The sequence below is a fragment of the Bradyrhizobium sp. 14AA genome, from assembly GCF_054185205.1.
The window spans coordinates 1-3,300 of the sequence record NZ_JAVAYM010000064.1; the positions used below are offsets into that span (position 1 = coordinate 1).

The following is a 3,300-nucleotide window of genomic DNA, read 5'->3' on the forward strand; positions in this document are numbered from 1 at the left end:
TCCGCGATGTTCGGCACGAAGATGATGAAGGCCGCGCCGACGATCGAGCCGGGCAGCCAGCCGACGCCGCCGACCACCATGCCCAGGAACAGCGAGATCGCGAGCGTGATGGTGTAGCTGTCGGGCGCGACGAACTGCACGGCGATGGCGCCGAGCGAGCCGGCGATGCCGGTAATGGCCGCGGAGACGCCGAAGGCCAGCGTCTTGTACAGCGCGACGTCGACGCCCATGGCGGAGGCCGCGATCTCGTTGTCGCGGATCGCCATGAAGGCGCGGCCCGAACGGGAGCGCAGCAGGTTCACCGCGAAGATGTAGATCGCGATCGTCACGACGAGCGTGAAGTAATAGAGCCACATGTCTTGCGACATCGGCAGGCCGAACGGCGCGTCCGGCTTGGTGACGACGAGGCCCTGCACGCCGCCGGTCCAGTGCTCGAGGAAGTTCAGCTTCAGCAGCTGTGGCATCGCGGTCGCGAGCGCGAAGGTCGCGAGCGCGAGATAGACGCCGGAGAGCCGCAGCGCCGGCTGGCCGAACAGGAAGCCGAAACCGAAGCAGACCACGCCGGCGACCGGCAGGGTCAGGGCATAGTTGACGTTGAAATGCTCCATCAGCACCGCGGTCGTATAGGCGCCGACGGCGTAGAAGGCGCTCTGGCCGAGCGAGAACTGGCCCGAGCCGCCGGTCAGGATGTTCAGCGCCAGCACCGCGAGCCCGTAGATCAGGAGCATCGTCATCTGGAAGATGATGAAGTTCTTGACGAAGACGGGCGCGATGAGGAGCGCGGCCAGCACCACCAGCGAGGTGCCGGTGCCCAGCGTCATGGCCCGCTTCGGAACGGCCTCGACCGCCTGGTGGCCTTCTGCAACGACTTCTTCTGCAGCGCTCATGATCAAACTCGCTTGACGATGTGCCGGCCGAACAGGCCAGCGGGTTTGACGACCAGGACGGAGATGATCAGCGCGAGCGCGATCGGGAGTTTCAGCTCGTTGCCGACGCCGGGGATGTAGGTGCCGGCGAGGTTCTCGAAGACGCCGACCAGGAAGCCGCCGACCACGGCGCCGAACGGGCTGGTCAGTCCGCCGAGCACCGCCGCGGCAAAGCCGTAGATCAGCACGCCGCCCATCATGTTGGGCTCGAGGAACACGACCGGGGCGATCAGCATGCCGGCGATCGAGCCGATCGCGGTCGCCATGCCCCAGCCGAGCGCGATCATCCAGGAGGTGTTGATGCCGACGAGGCGGGCCGATTCAGGCACCGAAGCGGCCGCGCGCATGGCGAGGCCGATCCTGGTGTACTGGAAGAAGAAGTAGAGGCCGAGCAGCAGCAGCACGGTGACGCCGATCATGCCGGCCTGGTGGGTCGAGATCAGCTGGCTGCCCAGGAACGGCGAGGAGCCGAACGGGGTCGGATACTGCTTGATGGTGAAGTCCCAGATCAGGCCGGCGGAGGAGTTGATGATCGCGAACAGCGCGATGAAGCCGGCGACGTTGGTCAGCACCGGCGCCTTCGCGAGCGGCTTGAACAGGATACGCTCGATCGCGATGCCGGCGGCGAAAGAAAATGCCAGCGTGATCAGGAAGGCGGCCCAATAGGGGATGCCCCATTGCATCAACTGCCATGAGATGAAGGTCGAGAACATCGCCATCTCGCCTTGCGCGAAGTTGAGATGGTCGATCGCCTGGTAGATCATGACCACGGCGAGCGCCATGCAGGCGTAGATCGCGCCGGTGGCGATGCCGGCCAGGACCTGGTTGGTGAACAGCTCCATTGTCCCGGCTCCCTCAGTAACCCAGATAGGATTTGCGGATTTCTTCGTTGTTCGCGATGTCCTTGGCGTTGCCCGACATCACGATGCGTCCGGTCTCGATCACATAGGCCTGGTCGGCGAGCTCGAGCGCGAGCTGGGCGTTCTGCTCGACCACCAGGATCGACACCTTGTCCTCGCGGTTGATCTTGCCGAGGATGCCGAACAGGTCGCGCACGACGAGCGGCGCAAGGCCGAAGGACGGCTCGTCGAGCAGCATCAGCCGCGGCCGCAGCATCAGCGCGCGGGCGACTGCGAGCATCTGCTGCTCGCCGCCCGAGAGCGTGCCGGCCTGCTGCGTGTGCCGCTGCTTCAGGACCGGGAAATGCGCGTACATGCGCTCGATGTCGGAGACGATGCCGGCGCTGTCCTTGCGGGTGATGGCCCCCAGCTGGAGGTTTTCCTCCACCGTCATGGTGGTGAAGGTGCCGCGGCCCTGCGGCACATGGGCGATGCCGAACCGCACGATGCTCTCGGTGGAGCGGTTGTTCAGCGGCTTGCCGTCGAATTCGATGCCGCCGGTGGAGCGCACCATGTTGCAGATCGCGCGCAGCGTGGTGGTCTTGCCGGCGCCGTTGGCCCCGAGCAGCGTCACGAGCGAGCCCTCGTTGAGCGAGAAGGACAGGCCATGGAGCGCCTGGACCTGGCCGTAATAGGCGCGCAGGTCCTTGACGTTGAGCAATGTCGTCATTGGTCCTTGCTCCCGAGATAGGCCTTGATGACGTCGGGGTCCGCCTGCACCTGGGCCGGCGTGCCTTCCGCGAGCTTCTTGCCGAAATTCAGCGCGACGACGTGGTCGGCGATCGACATCACGAGGCCCATGTGATGCTCGACCAGCAGCACGGTCATGTGGCGGTCGTCGCGAATGCGGCGAATGAGGTCGCCGAGCACGTAGACTTCCTCGTGGTTGAGGCCGCCGGCGGGCTCGTCGAGCAGCAGGATCTTCGGATCGGCCGCCAGCGCGCGCGCCAGCTCGACGCGCTTCTGCGTGCCGAAGGGCAGGCCGGACACGACAGTGTGTGCGACGTCCTCGAGGTCGAGATAGGCGAGGATCTCGTGCACCTTCTTGTTGACGTCGTTCTCGCTGCGCCGGACCCACGCCAGTCTCAGCGAGTCGCTGATGATGTCGCTCGAGGTCTTCGAATGCGCGCCGACGCGGACGTTGTCCATCACCGAGAGGTTCGGAAACAGCGCCACGTTCTGGAAGGTGCGGCCGATGCCGATCTCGGCGATCCGGTGCGGAGGGCGCGTCAGGATGCTCGCGCCTTCCATCAGGATGTCGCCGGACGACGGCTGGTAGAGCCGGGAGAGGCAGTTGAAGAGCGTGGTCTTGCCGGCGCCGTTGGGGCCGATCAATCCGAGGATCTGGCCCTTGTGCATGTCGAAGGACACGCCGTTGAGCGCAATGATGCCGCCGAACACGACGCTGACGTCGCGAACCGCGAGCAGGGGCGATGTCCCCTGCGCGAGCTGTGCCTGCGTCATCTCGTCTCGCC

General features: G+C 65.6%; 4 protein-coding genes. All 4 read right to left on the reverse strand.

Translation table 11 applies throughout. The annotated features are described in order from the left end of the window. Positions 1 to 887, reverse strand: an 887-nt coding sequence (locus tag RAD15_RS43270) for a branched-chain amino acid ABC transporter permease (protein WP_458184773.1), incomplete at its 3' end; no start/stop codon positions are given. 2 nt (positions 888 to 889) lie between these two features. Then, positions 890 to 1,768 (reverse strand): branched-chain amino acid ABC transporter permease, encoded by an 879-nt coding sequence (locus RAD15_RS43275; RefSeq protein ID WP_458184774.1) that lies wholly within the window; start codon positions 1,766 to 1,768, stop codon positions 890 to 892. Positions 1,769 to 1,781: 13 nt separating this feature from the next. After that, entirely contained in the window at positions 1,782 to 2,495 is a 714-nt protein-coding gene (locus tag RAD15_RS43280) for an ABC transporter ATP-binding protein (protein ID WP_018318824.1), read from the reverse strand. Then, entirely contained in the window at positions 2,492 to 3,289 is a 798-nt protein-coding gene (locus RAD15_RS43285) for an ABC transporter ATP-binding protein (RefSeq protein ID WP_458184775.1), read from the reverse strand. The genes RAD15_RS43280 and RAD15_RS43285 overlap by 4 nt, the downstream gene beginning before the upstream one ends. Between the last annotated feature and the right edge of the window lie 11 nt (positions 3,290 to 3,300).

Coding starts and splice junctions, on each gene's coding strand:
- RAD15_RS43280 (WP_018318824.1), bottom strand. CDS start 2,495: ATGACGACATTGCTCAACGTCAAGGACCTGCGCGCCTATTACGGCCAG.
- RAD15_RS43285 (WP_458184775.1), bottom strand. CDS start 3,289: ATGACGCAGGCACAGCTCGCGCAGGGGACATCGCCCCTGCTCGCGGTT.
- RAD15_RS43275 (WP_458184774.1), bottom strand. CDS start 1,768: ATGGAGCTGTTCACCAACCAGGTCCTGGCCGGCATCGCCACCGGCGCG.